Annotated in this window: 19 protein-coding genes; 14 read left to right on the forward strand and 5 right to left on the reverse strand. The window is 66.5% G+C overall.

All coding sequences use genetic code 11. From position 1 onward, the window contains the following. Positions 1–64 precede the first annotated feature (64 nt). Complete coding sequence (locus IAE34_RS21085; RefSeq protein ID WP_200140887.1) at positions 65–1222, forward strand: serine hydrolase domain-containing protein; 1158 nt, start codon at positions 65–67, stop codon at positions 1220–1222. Between the two features lie 45 nt (positions 1223–1267). On the opposite strand, the gene IAE34_RS21090 is transcribed toward IAE34_RS21085, so the two are convergent. Next, positions 1268–2377: a transglycosylase SLT domain-containing protein gene (locus IAE34_RS21090; protein ID WP_200140888.1), complete on the reverse strand. Its 1110-nt coding sequence runs from the start codon at positions 2375–2377 to the stop codon at positions 1268–1270. A gap of 163 nt (positions 2378–2540) precedes the next feature. Here IAE34_RS21090 and IAE34_RS21095 point away from each other — a divergent pair, with 163 nt between their 5' ends. The 4 genes from IAE34_RS21095 (at position 2541) to IAE34_RS21110 (ending at position 6666) form a co-directional block, all read left to right on the forward strand. Beyond that, on the forward strand, positions 2541–3032 hold the full coding sequence (locus IAE34_RS21095) for a CesT family type III secretion system chaperone (protein WP_200140889.1): 492 nt from the start codon (positions 2541–2543) through the stop codon (positions 3030–3032). Positions 3033–3042: 10 nt separating this feature from the next. Then, entirely contained in the window at positions 3043–5172 is a 2130-nt protein-coding gene (locus IAE34_RS21100; protein ID WP_200140890.1) for a type III effector, read from the forward strand. A gap of 180 nt (positions 5173–5352) precedes the next feature. Next, positions 5353–5772: a polyribonucleotide nucleotidyltransferase gene (locus IAE34_RS21105; RefSeq protein ID WP_200140891.1), complete on the forward strand. Its 420-nt coding sequence runs from the start codon at positions 5353–5355 to the stop codon at positions 5770–5772. 24 nt (positions 5773–5796) lie between these two features. Further along, on the forward strand, positions 5797–6666 hold the full coding sequence (locus IAE34_RS21110; protein WP_200140892.1) for a cation diffusion facilitator family transporter: 870 nt from the start codon (positions 5797–5799) through the stop codon (positions 6664–6666). 11 nt (positions 6667–6677) lie between these two features. On the opposite strand, the gene IAE34_RS21115 is transcribed toward IAE34_RS21110, so the two are convergent. Next, entirely contained in the window at positions 6678–7550 is an 873-nt protein-coding gene (locus IAE34_RS21115; RefSeq protein ID WP_200140893.1) for a DUF6515 family protein, read from the reverse strand. Between the two features lie 383 nt (positions 7551–7933). Here IAE34_RS21115 and IAE34_RS21120 point away from each other — a divergent pair, with 383 nt between their 5' ends. Both IAE34_RS21120 and IAE34_RS21125 read left to right on the forward strand, forming a co-directional pair. Continuing rightward, entirely contained in the window at positions 7934–8410 is a 477-nt protein-coding gene (locus IAE34_RS21120; protein WP_016712159.1) for an Lrp/AsnC family transcriptional regulator, read from the forward strand. A 53-nt stretch (positions 8411–8463) separates the two neighbouring features. Then, on the forward strand, positions 8464–8667 hold the full coding sequence (locus IAE34_RS21125) for a DUF2788 domain-containing protein (protein WP_200140894.1): 204 nt from the start codon (positions 8464–8466) through the stop codon (positions 8665–8667). Between the two features lie 16 nt (positions 8668–8683). On the opposite strand, the gene IAE34_RS21130 is transcribed toward IAE34_RS21125, so the two are convergent. The 3 genes from IAE34_RS21130 to IAE34_RS21140 are packed head-to-tail and all read right to left on the reverse strand — an operon-like array spanning position 8684 to position 12535. Beyond that, positions 8684–9313 (reverse strand): pseudouridine synthase, encoded by a 630-nt coding sequence (locus IAE34_RS21130; RefSeq protein ID WP_200140895.1) that lies wholly within the window; start codon positions 9311–9313, stop codon positions 8684–8686. A 6-nt stretch (positions 9314–9319) separates the two neighbouring features. Continuing rightward, positions 9320–10837: an AMP nucleosidase gene (amn, locus tag IAE34_RS21135; RefSeq protein WP_200140896.1), complete on the reverse strand. Its 1518-nt coding sequence runs from the start codon at positions 10835–10837 to the stop codon at positions 9320–9322. 54 nt (positions 10838–10891) lie between these two features. Then, positions 10892–12535: an acyl-CoA dehydrogenase family protein gene (locus IAE34_RS21140; protein WP_200140897.1), complete on the reverse strand. Its 1644-nt coding sequence runs from the start codon at positions 12533–12535 to the stop codon at positions 10892–10894. Positions 12536–12737: 202 nt separating this feature from the next. Here IAE34_RS21140 and IAE34_RS21145 point away from each other — a divergent pair, with 202 nt between their 5' ends. From IAE34_RS21145 to IAE34_RS21175, 7 genes are all read left to right on the forward strand, one after another. Further along, a complete protein-coding gene (locus IAE34_RS21145) occupies positions 12738–13535 on the forward strand; it encodes a hydroxymethylpyrimidine/phosphomethylpyrimidine kinase (protein ID WP_200140898.1) in 798 nt (265 codons plus the stop codon). Positions 13536–13550: 15 nt separating this feature from the next. Beyond that, positions 13551–14174: a thiamine phosphate synthase gene (thiE, locus tag IAE34_RS21150; protein ID WP_200140899.1), complete on the forward strand. Its 624-nt coding sequence runs from the start codon at positions 13551–13553 to the stop codon at positions 14172–14174. Positions 14175–14191: 17 nt separating this feature from the next. Continuing rightward, on the forward strand, positions 14192–15475 hold the full coding sequence (gene hemL / locus IAE34_RS21155) for a glutamate-1-semialdehyde 2,1-aminomutase (protein WP_200140900.1): 1284 nt from the start codon (positions 14192–14194) through the stop codon (positions 15473–15475). Between the two features lie 197 nt (positions 15476–15672). After that, complete coding sequence (locus IAE34_RS21160; protein WP_200140901.1) at positions 15673–16224, forward strand: tetratricopeptide repeat protein; 552 nt, start codon at positions 15673–15675, stop codon at positions 16222–16224. Between the two features lie 157 nt (positions 16225–16381). Continuing rightward, positions 16382–17380: a PhoH family protein gene (locus tag IAE34_RS21165; RefSeq protein WP_200140902.1), complete on the forward strand. Its 999-nt coding sequence runs from the start codon at positions 16382–16384 to the stop codon at positions 17378–17380. After that, on the forward strand, positions 17373–17846 hold the full coding sequence (ybeY, locus tag IAE34_RS21170) for an rRNA maturation RNase YbeY (protein ID WP_200140903.1): 474 nt from the start codon (positions 17373–17375) through the stop codon (positions 17844–17846). The genes IAE34_RS21165 and ybeY overlap by 8 nt, the downstream gene beginning before the upstream one ends. A gap of 28 nt (positions 17847–17874) precedes the next feature. Beyond that, positions 17875–18714 (forward strand): HlyC/CorC family transporter, encoded by an 840-nt coding sequence (locus IAE34_RS21175; RefSeq protein WP_200140904.1) that lies wholly within the window; start codon positions 17875–17877, stop codon positions 18712–18714. Positions 18715–18717: the final 3 nt, after the last annotated feature.

The raw sequence follows: 18717 nt of genomic DNA on the forward strand, positions 1-18717 counted from the left end.
AGGATGAACCGTTTGCAGCGGCGCGCTCACTCAAAGGGACCTTCGCCCCTTCGAGAAACCGACCATGACCTCCCCTGCCCTCGTCCATGGCCAGTGCCACCCTCGCTTCGAGCCCGTGCGCACGGCCTTCGCTGAACTGATGCAAAGCCCCTTCGAACGCGGCGCTGCCCTGTGCCTGCAAATCGACGGCGAAACCGTCGTCGACCTCTGGGCAGGGCAGGCCGGCCCCGAGGCGGACCGCCTCTGGCATCAGGACACGCTGCTGAACCTGTTTTCCTGCACCAAGCCGTTCACCGCAGTGGCGATCATGCAAATGGTGGGTGAAGGGCGACTGGACCTCGATGCGCCGCTGTGCCAGTACTGGCCAGCCTTCGCCGAGGCTGGCAAGGCCTCGATCACCCTGCGCCAGGTGCTGTGCCACCGGGCCGGGCTGCCCGCGCTGCGCGCACCCCTGGCGCCGCACACCCTGTATGACTGGGACGCCATGGCGCAGTTGATCGCCACGGAGCAGCCCTGGGCCGCTGCCGGTGAACGCCAGACCTACTCGCCCCTGCTGTTCGGCTGGATCCTGGGCGAGCTGCTGCAGCGGGTAGACGGCGTACCACCGGCCCAGAGCATTTGTCAGCGTGTGGCCGCGCCCCTGGGACTGGACTTCCACCTCGGCCTGGACGACGCGACCATGACCCGCTGCGCCTTCATGGCGCGCACCCGCGAAGACATCGTCGATCCCGCCTTCGCCCGGGTACTGCAGGACGTGCTGACCAGGCCGACAGCCATGAGCGCCCTGGCCTTCGCCAATCCGCCAATGGTCCTGGGACGCAGCAACGAGGCCGGCTGGAAGCGCATGACCCAACCCGCTGCCAATGGCCACGGCAACGCCCGCAGCCTGGCGACCTTCTACACAGGCCTGCTCGACGGACGCCTGTTGGAGTCGCCGATGCTCAATGAAATGCTGCGCGAACACAGCGCCGAGTACGATCCCACCTTGCAGACCCCGGCTCGCTTCGGCCTCGGGGTGATGCTCGACCAGCCGAACGTGACCAATGGCAGCTATGGCATGGGCCGCGAGGCCTTCGGTCACATGGGCGCCGGCGGTACGGTCGGTTTCGCCGATCCGCAGCGCGGCGTGGCCTTCGGCTTCGCCTGCAACACGATCGGTTCCTATGTACTCATGGACCCTCGCGCTCGCCAACTGGCCAGCGCCGCCGCCCACTGCCTGTAGTCGTCCCGAGGCTGGACGCCCGTCCTGTTCACGCCGCGAGCAGGCTCAGGCGCCCGGTGGCTCGTTGGCCTGGGCGATGGCGTCGGAGTCGGCCGACACCGCCGGCGCCGCGACAGGCCCAACCTCTGGATACTGTGCCGCCCTGACGATCATGTCCGGCTGCGCGGTCAGCCGGGCCGAGGCAGTCACGGGCAGCAGCAGCCGTCCACTGGCCTGCCCTCGGGCAGCCGGATTGAGCAGGCGCAGTTCACGCTCATGCACCCCGGACAACTGCGCCAGGTGCGCAAGGTTCACCGGCTCCTGCAGAGCGAGCATCTGGAAGTACGGCTGGTCGGCGATAGGCACCAGCTCGACACCATACTCGGCGGGCGCATTCACCAGCTGCGACAGCGCCAGTAGCCGCGGCACATAGTTCTGCGTCTCGCCCGGCAGCGACAGGTCCCAGTACCGGGTCGCCAGGCCACGGGCCTGGTTACGCGAGATGGCCTCGCGCACCCGTCCCTCCCCGGCGTTATAGGCGGCCAGCGCCAGGAGCCAGTCGCCCTGGAAATAATCGTGCAGGTACGCCAGGTAATCCAGCGCCGCGCGGGTGGACGACGGAATGTCCCGACGCTCGTCATAGCCGGCGCGTTGCTGCAACTGGAAACGCCGCCCGGTGGCGGGTACGAACTGCCACAGCCCCATGGCCTGGGCCGACGACTGTGCCGAGGGGTTGAAGCCGCTTTCGATGGCAGGCAGCAGGGCCAGCTCCAGCGGCATGTTGCGCTTGCTCAACTCGCCGACGATGAAATGCAGGTAGCGGCTGCCGGCATGCCCGGTCTGGGTGAGAAACCCCGGCCGCGCCATCAGCCAGCGGCGCTGTTCGTCGACTCGGGTCACGTCGCCAGTGGCGCCCAGCAGCGAAAAACCCTGGCGCATGCGCGTCCACAGGCTGCCATCGGCGGCCACCGGCCGCTCCTGGATCTGCACCCGCTCCTGCGCCACCACCGTGCGCCAGCGCAGTTGCGAGCGGTAGTGCTCAGCGGCGAGCGGGTGGTCCAGGTTCAGCGGCGGTTCGAGGTGCTGGCAGCCGTGCAGGAGGGCGGCCATGGCCAGCACGGGCACCGCCCTGGGGGCAGCACGACAGACCGACGAGGCGAGAAATGAACGGGACATGAGCGGTCGACCTTGAATGAAGTGGCGCCCATGGGTGGCCAATACCAGGACGACGGTTCCCCGCAGCCGACCCGAACCTGACCGTGGAACCGAAATGTCGCCAGCGTCACTCATCAGGTGCAGCAGGCGCCTTTCGCGCCTGGATGACACCACGAGGTCAATCATGGCGGCACCCTCCTATTGCAGGCTGATCGATCAGCTCTGCGCTATCACGATGATCCCCTGCCCCAGTGCGTTCTACGAACAGACCAACCTGTCGGTCAAGGAAGTCGACTTTTCCCTCAAGCATACCCCCGGCCCGGGCGAGGGTGACGTGTTCATCTACGCCAGCTTCGGACCCTTGCCCACCGCCAATCGCGAAGCCGTTCTGCAACGGCTGCTGGAAACCAACCTCTATCTGCTCAGCGGGCCTCACTGCCCCTCGCTGTCGTACAACAGCGAGAGTGGCCACGTGATCCTGATCGGTCACGTGCCGCTGGACGACCTGGCTGCCGAGCACTTGCTGGGGCTACTGGGCGGTATCGCCGACATGGCCTCGAACTGGCGCATTAATTACTTTCTGGATGCCTCACAACCCCACCGCCAACCGACCCCCGTGCAGGCGTCTACCCCTCTCAACCGCCCGTCAGGCCTGAGCAACGCCTTGGCGCAATAGGAGAAACAGCATGGCAGATCTATCCGTAAGCCAGGGCCAAAGCCTGGCAGCCTTGCGTCAGCAATCGGACGACGCGATCACACCGGTAACGGCCCACCTCTCAGGGCAGGTTCGTCCCTCCACCACGCCCCTGGTGCCTTACCATTTCACCGGCGCACCCAGCCAGACCCATCAGCAGGCACTGGCCAGCAAGCATGAACGCTTGCAGGGATTGATCAGCGGGCTAAGCAAGCAGGACCGGGAGGCCAATCCCATCGGTTTCGCTCGCGAGCAGATGAAGCTCGAAGGCGAGGCGCTGGCCTCTGCACCGGGCATGGGCTTCAAGGATATGCACCAGCAACTGGCTGGGCTGGGTGGCACGCCCCATGCCATGCTGTCAGGCCGTGAGGAGACCCAAGCCTTCATCGCCGATTTCGACAGCTACCTGGGCAAGAGTGCCGAGACCCGCCAACAGGACGGCGGTTTCGGTGCGCTCTGGGACGCTCACTGCGAACGGGTGGGCGATACCCTTGGCGCGTACCATTCGCTGTGTCAGGAAGTGATCGAAAAATCCCAGAGCCACGAAGACCTGCCGCATCTGCACCGTAGCCATGAAGCCTTCCGTGGCTACGCCAAAGGCGTGGTGAAGACCATGACCGAAGACATGCCGGCGCGTCTGAACACCTTCCTGCAAAGCCGTATCGATCATGCGCAAGCGGCTGCGGGCAATACCCAGCTGTCCGTGACCGAGCAGCAGCAAGCGCATACCGAGTTGACTCAACTGCAGGCGGTGCGCACCGAGCTTCGAGCGTTCATCGAAAAAGACCAAGAGCAGCCGGCGACGTCCACCCCGCTCGACCAGGCGACCAAGGCCAACAAGCCGCTGGACAACGCCCTGAAGAACGTCGCTCGCGAGGACCATATCGCCGAACTCAAGACCCACTCGGGCTTCGTCACCGGTCTTGCGGTGTTCGCTGACGCAGGCATTCCCCAGGGCGTCGCGTCGGCCGGGCACTTCGGTGCAAGTACCTCGGCGATCGATGAGCAGATGGCCGGTGCCCCGTTCGCCCAGCACCTGGCCGCCACTTCGACGGTCCTCGGCGCCTCGCACAAGGTGATCAGCGACGGTATTCGGCCATTCGTCCAGGCGGCCGTGGACAAGACCATCGGCAGGGGGCTGGCCAAGGTCGACCCCATGTCCGTCTATCCACAGCCCCTGAAAGACATCACCAAGGACGGGCTGCGCGTCGCCAACCCGAACTTCGACGCGCTCAAGACCAGCCAGAAAGACAAGCGCGACGATTTCAAGCGGCTTCAGAACGCCAACAACTTCGGCACCATGAGCGGCGACTTCGCCGGCTATCTGGCCTTCGGTACCGCCCATGCGGTGCGCGAGCTGTTGAATCAGTTCGCCTCGGTGAACGCTTCAGGCATCGGCGCACGTTCGCTCGCGTCCGCGGCGGGCGGCATGTTCATGGCCGGTGGCCAGGCCGTGGCCAAGTACAGCCAGACCCACGGCGAGGAGCGCATTCCCACCTACCGTGTCACCCAGGAGAACCGCGATTGGGGCGAAGTGATGCCCAGCACGCTGCGCGATGCGGTCGGCAAGCTCAACCCCGCCAACATGACCAACCTCAGCGACTTGCTCGGGCGGATAACCGGCGCAAGTCCCGGGGTCGCCATGCGCATGGGAGCTGGGGATGCCGCTGCCGTCGGTGAGAACGCCGCTGACAAGGAAAAGATGGAGCAGGTGATCACCACGTTCTTCTCATCGGGACTGACCTTGCTGCCGTTCTTCGCCAACGCCGTGGCGGCGCCTCTGGAGAACAAGGCCTTGCATGGCAAGGACGAGCTCGCCAAGCGCCCGGGCGTCGCGATGCAGAACGTTCTGCATCCCGATCGCGAGACCCTGCCGCACACGCAACCGGTCGGCGTGCGACGCAACCTGGAGAACATCTATCACGTGACCCGGGGGCTGACCCAAGTGGTGCCGCAGACCACGGTCGGAGTGGTCAATATGGCCAGCGACGCGATCAGCAGCGGTGTCAGGAACCTGAGGCGACCGGCCGCCGACGACTCCGTCGAACTGGCCGAGCGCGGCAAGTCCACGCCGCAGAGCAAACCCACGGGTGAAGGACCCTCCAGCAGCAAACCCGCCTGATCCCTCCGTCGGCCCCGTGCTCGCGCAGGGGCCGACGGCCGGGATCCCGTCGGCATGAATTGGCAGTGGTCCTCGCACAGGCGAGCGGGTATAACGGCGAACCGAAGCGCTGGCGTCAGGTCTGATCCGAAGGTCGACCCCCATCGCCCCGTTCCCGCTGTCATACTCCCGGAGATTCACATGCGCATCCCCTCCCGTGTCCTCGGTGGTGCCCTCATCGCCGCCCTGCTGGCCCAACTCACGGCCTGCGGCACCATCATCTACCCCGACCGCCGCGGCCAGATCGAAGGCAAGATCGATCCGGTGGTGGCGGTGATGGACGCCATCGGCATCCTGTTCTGGGTACTGCCCGGCCTGATCGCCTTCGGCGTCGACTTCGCCACCGGCGCCATCTACTATCCTGGCGGCAAGACCGCGCAGATCGACCCGGCCAAGCTCAAGCCCGCCGTGGACGCCCAGGGTCACGTCGATCGCCTCAAGCTGCAGGCCATCCTCGAAAGCGAGCTGGGCCAGCGCCTGCCACTGGACGATCCGCGCCTGATCCAACACCGCGGCAGCGTCGAGCAACTGGCCGCCTATGGCCTGGTACCCGCGGCCTGATCCGCATCGCCCAGGAGGCTGGCCATGACCGTCACCGCCGAACACCAGCGCTTGCTGCGCCTGGCCACCCGGGCCTCGCTGTCGGTGGCCAGTATCCTGGTCCTGGCCAAGGCCGTGGCCTGGTGGATGAGCGGCTCGGTGAGCCTGCTCGCCGGCCTTACCGACTCGGTGCTGGACGCAGTCGCCTCCTTCCTCAACCTGCTGGCCGTGCACTACGCGCTGCGTCCGGCCGATGACGATCACCGCTTTGGCCACGGCAAGGCCGAGGCCCTGGCCGGCATGGCCCAGGCGCTGTTCATCGCGGTCAGTGCGGTGCTCATCGGCCTGCAGGCGGTGGAGCGCCTGCAAGCGCCGCAGCCGCTGGGTGACACCGGCGCCGGCATTGCCGTGATGCTGCTGTCGCTGGTGCTGACCGTGGCGCTGCTGGCGTTCCAGCGCAAAGTGGTGCGTGTGACCGGCTCCACCGCCGTGCGCGCCGACTCGCTGCATTACCGCTCCGATCTGCTGCTCAACGCCAGCATCCTGCTGGCGCTGCTGCTGGCGCGCGTGGGTTGGCCGCAACTCGATGCCCTCTTCGGCCTGGGCATCGCCCTGTACATCCTGTGGAGCGCGGTGCAGATCGCCCGCGAGAGCACCGCCATCCTCATGGACCAGGAACTGCCAGGCGAGGTGGTCGAGCGCATGCAGGCGCTGGCCGCAGCCATCCCCCAGGTGCAGGGCGTGCACGACGTGCGCACGCGGGTATCAGGCAGTCACTGGTTCGTCCAGCTGCACCTGGAGCTGCCCGCCGAGATGCCCTTGCACGAGGCCCATGAGCGCTGTGTGCAGGCCTCGGCGGCGATCCGCGAGGCCTATCCACGGGCCGATGTGACGGTGCATGCCGATCCGGTGTGAAGCGGCCGGTTTCAGTTGACGCTGTAGCCGCGCCCGGTCAGGCACGCCGCCAGGGACCGCCGGTAATCGCTTGCGACCTGGGCCGGTGGCGCATAGGTGGCAGTGGCCGGATCGAAGCCTGACTGGCTGACGGCCCAGCGATGGCACTGGTAGCGATCCTGTTCCTGCTGCTGCGGGCCCTGGCCGCTGGCCGGATAGGCGATGACATCGTAGCCAGCCCCCGGTTGCGGCTCAGGTGCCGGCGCATAGCCCGGGGTGGTCGGGTTGACCACCACGTACTCCTGGCGTTCGGGCTGGTACTGGTAATAGGTGTCGGCGACGAGAAAGTACAGCAGATTGTTCAGCCACACTTCCTGCGCATAGGACGGCAGCGCGTCGACCCGCAGGCCGTAGGGCGGGCGTACCACGATGTAGCCGCCGTCGTGGGGGCGGTACCAGTAACCGCCCGAATAGAAGTAGTCCTGGCCACGATAGGGCACCCGGCGATAGCGGTCGGGGAAGCGGTCGGTGGTGTAGCCGGGCCGGAACTGCGGGCCCGGCCCCCAGCCGTCGCCCTGACCATCGGGCCGACCACGCCAGTCGCCGCCCGGCCGCTGCCCCGGGCCACCGGCCTGCCAGTGGCGGTAATCGCCGGGACGCCGAGGGATATCCTGGTAGTAGCCGGGCCGCGGTGGCTCGGTCTGGCGCACTTCATCGCGCGAATTCAGCGGCGAGCCAGGTTGCCCAGGGCCATTGCCCTGAGGGACCACCGGACGCGCGGCGCCGTTGGGATCGCCTGCCGACGGCTGGCCCGGCCCGTCACCCGGGCCGATGGCCATGGCGCCCAGGCTGATCCCCATGCCCAGCAAACCGATCACTGCCCACTGCCCGATGCGCGACCTCATGTGATTCCTCTCGCTGACACTGCCGCTGGATGAGCGCAGTCTAACCCGGCCGGCGATCACTTTCAGACAATAAAAAAGGGAGGCCACTGGCCTCCCTTCAGGAATTGTCGTCCGTGCTCGACGCTTGTGACGTCGGCTCACCTCGCCAGGTCTGCTGGACCCTGCGCAGCCCGGGGGCCAGTCGATCCTGTGGGATAGCTGGCCGCGACCGCCCGCGTCGGGCGTCTCGCTGTGGACATGAGTCCGGGCAGTGATTCTGTTGATAACGATACTGGATGGCGTAAGGCAGGGGATTGCTAAGATTGCGGAGATAAATAGCGCTTGCGCAATTTTTCACTCACGATCGATAATTCGCCGCAATCCGAAAAGAAAAGGCCTTATTCATGAGCAAGCTCGACCGCTACGACCTGAGCATCCTCGCCGAATTGCAGCGCGATGCCCGTATCTCCAATCAGGAACTGGCCGAGCGTATCGGCCTGTCGCCCTCGCCTTGCTCGCGGCGGGTCAAGCAACTGGAAGACGATGGCTACATCTCCCGCCAGGTGGCGCTGCTGGACCGCAAGAAACTCGGCCTGAGCCTCACCGCCTACGTGCTGATCGGCATGGACCGCCATACCCCCGAACGCTTCGAGACCTTCGAAGCCGCCATTCGCAACTTGCCGCAGGTGCTCGAATGCAGCCTGGTCACCGGCATGGACGCCGACTACCAGCTCAAGGTGGTGGTGCCGGACATGGACCACTACCAGAAGTTGCTGCTGGGCAGCCTCACCCGCATCGAAGGCGTCACCAGCGTGCGCTCCAGCTTCGTGCTCAACCAGGTGCTGGCCAGCACCGAGATGCCGTTGACCCACCTGCGTTGAATCCTGCCGACGGCGGCGTATGATCGAGCGTCCTCACCCACAGGAAGCCCGCGATGGACCCCGCCGTATTCGAAGAATGGATGATGATCATCCTGGTCAGCGTGCTGATCGGATTCATGGGCTTCATCGTCTGGGACCTGGCGAAGAAGTCCCAGGCCGGGCGCTTCGGCACCCTGATCCTGTTCGTCGTGCTGGGCCTGGGGGTGATGGCCTTCATCATCAAGAGCCTGGTGGTCGGCTTCATCGAAGGGGTCTAGCCGACACTCCCGCCAGTCACAGCCTGGCCGGCACCTCGCGCCAGGCGCCCGGCGCCAGCCCGTCCAATGTCCAGTCGCCAATCTTCACCCGCACCAGGCGCAAGGTCGGCAGCCCGACGGCGGCCGTCATGCGCCGCACCTGGCGGTTGCGGCCTTCGCGGATCACCAGTTCCAGCCAGTGGGTCGGCACGCTCTTGCGAAAGCGCACCGGCGGGTTGCGCGGCCACAGGGTCGGCTCTTCCAGGCAGCGAGCGTCGGCCGGCAGGGTCATGCCATCGTTGAGCTGCACGCCTTCGCGCAGGCGTTGCAGCTGCTGCTCGCTCGGTTCGCCCTCCACCTGCACCCAATAGGTCTTGGCCAGCTTGTGTCGTGGATCGGCGATGCGGGCCTGCAAGCGCCCGTCGTTGGTCAACAGCAGCAGGCCTTCGCTGTCACGGTCCAGTCGGCCGGCCGGGTAGATGCCCGGCACGTCGACGAAGTCCTTGAGCGTGGCGCGACCCTGGTCGTCGCTGAACTGGGTCAGCACATCGAACGGCTTGTTCAACAGGATCAGGCGCGGCGCGGCCGGTGGCGCCTTGGGCGGGCGCCGGGTGCCGGCAGGACGCGCCGCTGGGCGGCGCGTAGGGGTGCGGGGAGGCAGGGGCATGGATCCTCAGCGGAACGGCGGCTCATCGAAGCTGCGCAGTTTACGCGAGTGCAGCGTGTCGAGTTCGGTACGCAGCAGGTCGAGGGCAGCGATGCCGATCTTCAGGTGCTGGCTGACGGCGCGGTTGTAGAAGGCGTTGGCCGAGCCCGGCAGCTTGATCTCGCTGTGCAGCGGCTTGTCGGACACGCACAGCAAGGTGCCGTACGGAACCCGCAGACGATAGCCCTGGGCAGCGATGGTGCCGCTTTCCATGTCCACCGCCACCGCACGCGACAGGTTGATCAACGGCCGCTCCTGGGCCCAGCGCAGCTCCCAGTTGCGGTCGTCGTAGGTCAGCACGGTGCCGGTGCGCAGGCGCTTCTTCAGTTGCTCGCCGCGCTCCCCGGTGACCTGCGCCGCGGCTTCCTGCAATGCCAGCTGCACCTCGGCCAGGGCCGGGATCGGGATGTTCGGCGGCACCACGTGGTCGAGAATACCGTCGCGGCGCATGTAGGCGTGGGCCAGCACGTAGTCGCCGATGGTCTGCGATTGGCGCAGGCCGCCGCAGTGACCGATCATCAGCCAGCAGTGCGGGCGCAGCACGGCCAGGTGGTCGGTGATGTTCTTGGCATTGGAAGGCCCGACGCCGATATTGACCAGGGTGATGCCGTCGCCGTCGGCGGCGATCAGGTGGTAGGCCGGCATCTGGTAGCGGTGCCAGACCACCCCGGCGACCAGGGCCTGGGCCTCGCCGTCGTCCATGCCCTTGTCGATCACCACGTTGCCCGGCAGGACCAGGCGCACGAAGCGCGGGTCCTGCTGCAACTGCTCCAGGCCATGGGCGATGAACTGGTCGACGTAGCGGTGGTAGTTGGTCAGCAGGATCCACGGCTGCATGTGGCGCCAGTCGCTGCCGGTGTAATGCACCAGGCGGCGCAGGGAGAAGTCGGTGCGGGCAGCGTCGAACAGCGCCAGCGGCAGGGTCTGGGCGCTTTCCCAGTCGTACAGGCCGTCGGCGATGTTGTCGGTGGCCGCCGACAGGTCGGTGCTGGGGAAGACCCGCGCCAACTGGGCGGCGGTGATGCCGCTGCCGGCCAGCTCGTCGCCCTGATCCACCACGTAGGGGTAGGGAATGCTCTGCTCGCTCAGGCCGACTTCCACGGTCACGGTGTAGTCGCTCATCAGCGGACGCAACTGCTCCAGCAGATAGGCCCGGAAGGCTGCCGGCTGGGTCACCGTGACGCTGTAGGTGCCGGCCACCTGGACCTTGGCGTAGGCACGGGTAGTGGCCGCCACTTCGCCCTGGCTGGGGTAGTTCAGGCGGATCGCCGGGTAGCGAAACTGGCCGCGCTGGGCCTCGTCCGGCTCGGTGCGGTCCTTGAGGTAACGCTTGAGGGCCTGGCTGAGGGCCCCGGTGGCCTGTTCATGCAGGGCCGCCAGACGGTCGACGGCCTGTTCGGGGGTATCAACGACTACAAACGCTTGGCTCACGCTGGGCTTCCTGTCTTGGACTCGTGCATGCAGACCATCTTGCCTGCGTTCCATTGCAAATTCATCTGCCGCAGGCGCGGGAGCACTCCAGCGAGGGCCTGCGCCTGTTCAGATCGGCGCCGCCCGCGCCACCAGCGCCTGCACGTCGACGCCCCGCGGCAGCGCACCGTACACCCGCCCGCCCCCGCCCAGGCGGCTGGCGATGAACGCATCGCTGACCGTGGCGTCACCTGCTTCGAGCAGCAACCGGGCCTGCAAGGCCACGGCGATGTCCTCGGTGAGCTGGCGGGCGCGATACTGGCTATCGGCCGTGTCGGCGAGTGCAGCCTTGAGGTTGCCGATGTGTGTAGCCAGGCGCGCATCGCCATGGCCGTCGCCCAGCTCGGCGAACAGCGCGTCGAGCACGCCTGGCTCTCTGGACAGCGCCCGCAGCACATCCAGGCACTGCACGTTGCCCGACCCTTCCCAGGTGGAATTGACCGGTGCCTCGCGGTACAGCCGCGGCAGGATGCTGTCCTCCACGTAACCGGCGCCCCCCAGGCATTCGGCGGCCTCGTTGATCATCCCCGGGGCACGCTTGCAGATCCAGTACTTGCCCACCGCCGTGACCAGCCGGGCGAAATGCGCCTGCTGCGGATCGTCCAGATGGTCCAGCGCCTGGCCCATGCGCAGGCTCAGGGCCAGTGCCGCCTCGCTTTCCAGGGCCAGGTCAGCCAGCACGTTCTGCATCAGCGGCTGCTGGTCGAGCGGCTTGCCCCCGACCTGGCGGTGTGCGCAATGGTGGGTGGCCTGGGTCAGCGCCTGGCGCATCAGGGCACTGGAGCCGACCATGCAGTCGAAACGGGTCATGGCCACCATCTCGATGATGGTCGGCACGCCCCGCCCCTCCTCGCCGATCATCCAGGCCAGGGCGCCGCGGAACTCGACTTCGCTGGACGCGTTGGACGCATTGCCCAGCTTGTTCTTCAGCCGCTGGATGTAGAACTGGTTGCGCTGGTCGTCCGGCCGGTGACGCGGCAGCAGGAAGCAGCTCAGACCCCGCTCGGTCTGCGCCAGGGTGAGGAACGCGTCGCACATGGGCGCGGAGCAGAACCATTTGTGCCCCACCAGCTCGTAGGCCTGCCCTGGCCCCGTTGCACCCACGGGATAAGCGCGGGTGGTGTTGGCACGCACGTCCGTGCCGCCCTGCTTCTCGGTCATGGCCATGCCCAAGGTCACCCCGGCCTTGTGCTGGTCGCCGACATTGCGCGGGTCGTAGTCGCGGGCCAGTACCTTGGGCAGCCAGTACTTGGCCAGCTCCGGCTGCAGGCGCAGCGCCGGCACGGCGGCGAAGGTCATGGTCAGCGGGCAGCCACTGCCCGCCTCGGCCTGGGTGTGCAGGTAGGTCATCGAGGCGCGCGCCACATGGGCACCGTCTCGCGGTTCGGCCCAGGGCAGCGAGGGCAGGCCGTGCTCGATGGCCGTGCGCATCAGCTCATGGTAGGCCGGGTGAAAAGTCACCAGATCGATGCGATGGCCGTAACGGTCATGGCTGCTGAATTCGGGCTTGTGGGCATTGGCCAGGAAGCCGGCGGCCATCAGTGGCCCACCGGCCAGCGCGCCGTAGGCATCGATGCGCGCCTCGGCCCAGCCGGCGCCGAAGCGCCGCGACCACTGTTGCAGCGGCAGGTCGAGGCGATACAGGTTGGCGCCCTCCAGCGAAGGCGGCTGATTGGTGACTTCGTGGGTTTCGGCATACTGATGCAGGTTCATCGAAGGCTCCTGGGTGCGGGGTGGCCTGGAGACCTCAGTGAAGCACTCAATGCCGGGCTGGCAAAGGGACAAAAGCGCCGTTCGAGGCGCCAGGTGGGAACCCCGATCAGCGGCAGCCCTGCGCGCGCAGTCGTTCGATCTCGCCCTGCTCATCGCCCCCGGCCAATCCCTGCGCGGCACTTTGGTGGTAAGCTCGCCGACCATGAATACCTACAGCTCCCGACCCGTTGTCCTCTGCCTGTCCGGCCACGACCCCAGTGGCGGCGCCGGCTTGCAGGCCGATATCGAAGCCCTGATCGCCCAGGGCTGTCACGCGGCCCCCACCGTGACGGCCCTGACCGTGCAGGATACCGTCGATGTGTCCGACTTCCGCGTGCTCGACCGCGCCTGGGTGCTGGCCCAGGCCAACGCGGTGCTGGCTGACTCCCGCGTGGCGGCCGTGAAGCTGGGCATGCTCGGCTCCACCGAAATGGTCGACACCGTGGCCGAACTGCTGGCCGCCCACCCGCACCTGCCGCTGGTCTGCGACCCGGTGCTGCGTGCGGGCGGCGGTGGCCGGCTGGGCAAGGACGAGGTCGGCTACGCCCTGCGCGAACGCCTGCTGCCACGCGCCACCCTCGCCACGCCCAACCTGCCCGAGGCGCGCATTCTCGCCGAGCTACCGTCCGGCAGTGCAGATGAGTGCGCGGAGAAACTCCTGCCGTTCTGCGAGCATCTGCTGATCACCGGCGGCCATGGCGACGAAGTGGAAATCCACAATCGCCTGTATAGCCGCAGCGGCGAGCAGCACACCTGGACCTGCCAGCGCCTGCCCGGCAGCTACCATGGCTCGGGCTGCACGCTAGCCAGCGCCCTGGCCGGCCGCCTGGCGTTGGGCGAAGGGCTGGTCAGCGCCGTGAGCACGGCCCTGGAGTACACCTGGCGTACCTTGCGTGACGCCGAGCAGCTGGGCCGTGGACAATTCGTGCCACGCCGCCTGCCGCTGGATTTCTGCCACTGACGACGAGGCCGTTCCATGACCCTGCGTGGCCTGTATGCCATCACCGACAGCCAACTGCTCGCCGGCCGCTTTCTCTCCCATGTCGAGGCCGCCCTGGAAGGCGGGGTGCGACTGTTGCAGTACCGCGACAAAGGCGACGACGCCGCGCGGCGCCTGCGTGAAGCCGAGGCGCTGATGCAGCTGTGCCAGCGCTACGGTACCACCCTGATCATCAATGACGACGCCGAGCTGGCCGCACGCCTGGGCGTGGGCCTGCACCTGGGCCAGACCGACGGCCCGCTGACGCCGGCCCGTGCGCTGCTGGGGCGTCAGGCCGTCATCGGCTCGACCTGTCATGCCAGCCTGGAACTGGCCGAGCAGGCCGCCCGCGAAGGTGCCAGCTACGTGGCCTTCGGGCGCTTCTTCAATTCGCTGACCAAACCCGGCGCGCCTGCTGCCAGCCTCGAGCTGATCGCCCAGGCCCGCGCCCGAATCAGCCTGCCGATCGCCGTGATCGGCGGCATCACCCTCGACAACGCCGCCCCGCTGGTCGCCCACGGCGCCGACCTGCTGGCGGTGATCCATGGCCTGTTCGGCGCCGACAGCGCGCGGGAAGTCACCCGCCGCGCCCGTGCCTTCAACGCCCTGTTCGCTAGCTGACTTCGAGAGAGCTTTCCATGTCCCGTTCCGAAACCCTGTTCGCCCAAGCCCAGAAACACATTCCCGGCGGCGTCAATTCGCCCGTTCGCGCATTCAAGAGCGTCGGCGGCACGCCGCTGTTCTTCAAGCACGCCGAAGGCGCCTACGTGGTCGACGAGGACGACAAGCGCTACGTCGACTACGTCGGCTCCTGGGGCCCGATGATTCTCGGCCATGGCCACCCGGACGTACTCGACGCCGTGCGCCGCCAGCTGGAACACGGCTTGTCCTATGGCGCGCCGACCGCCATGGAAACCGAGATGGCCGACCTGGTCTGCTCGCTGGTGCCGTCGATGGAAATGGTGCGCATGGTCAGCTCGGGCACCGAAGCCACCATGAGCGCCATCCGCCTGGCCCGTGGCTACACCGGCCGCGACGCGATCATCAAGTTCGAAGGCTGCTACCACGGGCACTCCGACAGCCTGCTGGTCAAGGCCGGTTCCGGGCTGCTGACCCAGGGCGTGCCCAGCTCGGCGGGGGTGCCGGCGGACTTCGCCAAGCACACCCTGACCCTGCCGTTCAACGACATCGGCGCGGTGGAAAAGACCCTGGCCGATGCAGGCCAGAGCGTGGCCTGCATCATCGTCGAGCCAGTGGCCGGCAACATGAACTGCGTGCCGCCGGCCCCGGGCTTCCTCGAGGGCCTGCGAGCCCTGTGCGACCAGCACGGCGTGGTGCTGATCTTCGATGAAGTGATGACCGGTTTCCGAGTGTCCCTGGGCGGTGCCCAAGGGCATTACGGCATCACCCCGGACCTGTCGACCTTCGGCAAGATCGTCGGCGGCGGCATGCCGGTCGGCTGCTTCGGCGGCAAGCGCGAGATCATGGGCTGCATCGCCCCGCTGGGCCCGGTCTACCAGGCCGGTACGTTGTCGGGCAACCCGCTGGCCATGGCCGCCGGCCTGACCACCCTCAAGCTGATCAGCCGCCCGGGCTTCCATGATGAGCTGAGCGCGTTCACCAGCCGCATGCTCGACGGCCTGCAACAACGCGCCGACGCCGCCGGGGTGCCGTTCGTGACCACCCAGGCTGGCGCCATGTTCGGCCTGTACTTCAGCGGCGCCGACGACATCGTGACCTTCGACGATGTGATGGCCAGCGACGCCGAGCGCTTCAAGCGCTTCTTCCACCTGATGCTGGACGGCGGCGTGTACCTGGCGCCGAGTGCGTTCGAGGCAGGTTTCACCTCCATCGCCCATGGCGATGCCGAGCTGAAGATCACCCTGGACGCGGCAGAAAAGGCCTTCGCGGCGCTCAAATGAGCGCCCCACCCCCACTGAGCGCAGGCGCTTGCAGCACGCCGCTTCCCCTGTAGAAGCGGCGGCAGAAGTGCGGGCACAATAGGCCGATTCGCCCAGCCTGCATAAAATCGAGTAAAACTTTGTAAGGTTGGCGCCGCTTATCCCATAATGTGCCACCAACGACACTGGCCGCAGCTTGCAGAGGTAAGTCGATCCCCATGAACCGCACCGGCCGCGCCCTGACCCTGGGCTGCCTGTTGCTTCTACAGCCCCTGCTGGCACTGGCGGAGGGCGGCAATTCGTTGCTGATTCCAGCGACGGGCCGCTGCACTCTCAACGCCCAGCCCCAGGACCTGGAAGGCGCGCTCAAGAGCTGCGTGCAGAGCGCCGAGTCCGGCGACGCCCAGGCGCAGTACGAGCTGGGGGAGTTCTACTACAGCGCCAAGCAGGCCCCCAAAGACCTGGACAAGGCGCTGAACTGGTTCGAGAAGGCCTCGCTGCAAGGCCATGCACAGGCCCAGTACCGCCTGGGCGGCATGTTCATGCGCGGCGAAGGGGTGCAGGCCAACAACGTCCAGGCCTACATCCTGCTGAAGATTGCCGCGGTCAACGGCGCCGAGGATGCCCTGGACCTGGCCGACGAAGTCACCGGGCAAATGTCCCGGGACGAGCTGGAACACGCCACCCAGGTGCTGGGCCAGATCTTCCGCAAGTACCTGCTCGAGTTGCAGAGCGCCGAAGGGCGCACGCCGTTCTCGCCACTGCCCTGATCGACGCACGCTGCGCGGACGCAACCGATCTGTCGCACAACGGTCAGACACCTCTGCCACAGTGCATCCCGACCCTTGATCGTTTCAGAGCTTTCGCCACTGCCGATCAAGGGTTATTCTTCATTTCACATCCCCAGTCGAGCGCCTTGAACCGACCTTGAACGCACCCATAGAACCTCATCGTTTTACCCTCGAACCTTTCGAGGCCCACCGTTTCGCCAACTTGTGCGGCCAGTTCGACGAGCACCTGCGCCTGATCGAACAACGCCTGGCCATCGAGATCCGCAACCGCGGCAATCAGTTCGAACTGATCGGCGAAGCCAAGACCACCTCCGCCGCCGAACAGCTGCTGCGCCGTCTCTATCGCGAGACCAAGGCCACCGAACTGTCGCCGGAAACGGTCCACCTGTATCTGCAGGAGTCGGCCGTCGAGAACCTCGACAATCCCGCCGTCAACGAAGTCAGCGTGTCGCTGCGCACGCGCAAGGGCAACATCCGCCCGCGCGGCGCCAACCAGCAGCGCTACGTCAAGGAAATCCTTGCCAACGACATCAATTTCGGCATCGGTCCGGCCGGCACCGGCAAGACCTACCTGGCCGTGGCCTGCGCGGTCGACGCCCTGGAGCGCGAGCAGGTGCGTCGCATCCTGCTGGTACGCCCGGCGGTCGAAGCCGGCGAGAAGCTCGGCTTCCTGCCGGGCGACCTGGCGCAGAAGATCGACCCCTACCTGCGCCCGCTCTACGACGCGCTCTACGAGATGCTCGGCTTCGAACACGTGGCCAAGCTGATCGAACGCCAGGTGATCGAGATCGCGCCACTGGCCTACATGCGCGGCCGTACGCTGAACAACAGCTTCATCATCCTCGACGAAAGCCAGAACACCACCCTGGAACAGATGAAGATGTTCCTCACCCGCATCGGCTTCGGCTCCACCGCGGTCATCACCGGTGACATCACCCAGGTCGACCTGCCGCGCGGCACCAAGTCGGGCCTGGCCCACGTGATCGAGGTGCTCAGGGACGTGCCGGGTATCAGCTTCACCCACTTCCAGCCCAAGGACGTGGTGCGCCACCCCCTGGTGCAGCGCATCGTCGAAGCCTACGACCGCTTCGATGCCCGTCAGGCCAGGCCCGAGGCGTCCGGCAAAGATGCTTGAGCTCGATCTGCAGCGCGCCAGCGAAGCCGCCGCTCCCGACGAAGCCGATTTCCGCCGCTGGTGCGAACTGGCGCTGCGTCAACGCAGCGCCGACTCGGAAATGACCATTCGCCTGGTCGACGAAGCCGAGGGCCGCGCGCTGAACCACACCTACCGGCACAAGGACTACGCCACCAACGTGTTGTCCTTCCCGGCTGACGTGCCCGATGAACTGCTGGATATTCCTTTGCTCGGCGACCTGGTCATCTGCGTCCCGGTGGTCGAGCGCGAGGCGGCCGAGCAGGGCAAGACGCTGCCGGCCCACTGGGCGCACCTGGTGATCCATGGCTGCCTGCACCTGCTGGGCTACGACCACATCGACGACGATGAGGCCGAGGAAATGGAAGCGCTCGAACGCCAGTTGCTGGCCGAGCTGGGCCATCCCGACCCCTACGCCGACGACCACACCGATTCAATCACCCACTGAACACTGCAAGGATCACGAGTAAACCGCCATGAGCGAAGATCGATCGAGCAACGGGCAAAAGTCCTGGCTGGGCAAGCTGACCCAGGCTTTTGCCCATGAGCCGAAAAACCGTCAGGAGCTTCTCGAGCTACTGCGTGAAGCCCATCAGAACAAGCTGCTCGACAGCGAAGCGCTGACCATCGTCGAGGGCGCCATCCAGGTCGCCGACCTGCAAGTGCGCGACATCATGGTCCCGCGCTCGCAGATGATCAGCATCAAGGCCAGCCAGTCGCCTCGCGAATTCCTGCCGGCGGTGATCGACGCCGCGCACTCGCGCTACCCGGTGATCGGCGAAAGCCACGACGATGTGCTCGGCATCCTGCTGGCCAAGGACCTGCTGCCGTTGATCCTCAAGGAGAACGGCGACAGCTTCAACATCAAGGACCTGCTGCGCCCGGCCACCTTCGTGCCCGAGTCCAAGCGCCTGAACGTGCTGCTGCGCGAGTTTCGCGCCAATCACAACCACATGGCCGTGGTCATCGACGAGTACGGCGGCGTGGCCGGCCTGGTCACCATCGAGGATGTGCTCGAGCAGATCGTCGGCGACATCGAGGACGAGCATGACGTCGAGGAAGACAGCTACATCAAGCCGCTGCCCAGCGGCGACTTCCTGGTCAAGGCGCTCACGCCGATCGAGAACTTCAACAGCTTCTTCGACAGCGCGTTTTCCGATGACGAGTTCGACACCGTCGGCGGCCTGGTCATGAGTGCGTTCGGACACCTGCCCAAGCGCAACGAAACCACCGAGATCGGCGCCTATCGCTTCCGCATCCTCAACGCCGACAGCCGCCGCATCCACTTGCTGCGCCTGACCCCCATCACCCGCTAAGGA

Origin of the sequence: Pseudomonas sp. S30 (assembly GCF_016518545.1) — a bacterium.
In the GTDB taxonomy this organism is placed as follows: Bacteria; Pseudomonadota; Gammaproteobacteria; order Pseudomonadales; family Pseudomonadaceae; genus Aquipseudomonas.